General features: G+C 73.9%; 1 protein-coding gene. It reads right to left on the minus strand.

Going from position 1 to position 380, the window contains the following annotated elements; all coding sequences use genetic code 11:
- On the minus strand, positions 1-380 hold a 380-nt coding region (locus DUK53_RS17405; protein ID WP_124893272.1), incomplete at both ends, for a diguanylate cyclase domain-containing protein.

Raw genomic sequence — 380 nt, forward strand, 5'->3', positions numbered from 1 at the left:
CACCAGCACCGCGTCGCCCGCGGCGTGGCCATGGGTGTCGTTCACCGCCTTGAAACCGTCCAGGTCGAGCAGCATGAGCGCGAACGGCTCGCCCGCCTCCAGCGCCGCGCCGGCCCGGCGCCCAAGGCCCGCACGGTTGGCCGCGCCGGTGAGGGCGTCGGTGCCCAGCACTTCCACGAGTTCGCGCGTGCGCCGGCCGAGCGCCTGCTCCGACATGCGCAGCATGCGCAGGCGCGAGGCCATGGCGGCAGCGAAGATCAGCGATTCGGCCACCAGCGCGGCCTGGGTGGCGTCCATCTGCCCCGGCGTCCAGGCCACCCAGCCCCAGCTCGCGACGATGATCGCGCAGATGCCCAGGAGCAGCAGCAGCACGCCGGCAC

Source organism: Listeria sp. SHR_NRA_18 (assembly GCF_003856515.1).
GTDB lineage: Bacteria > Bacillota > Bacilli > Lactobacillales > Listeriaceae > Listeria_A > Listeria_A newyorkensis.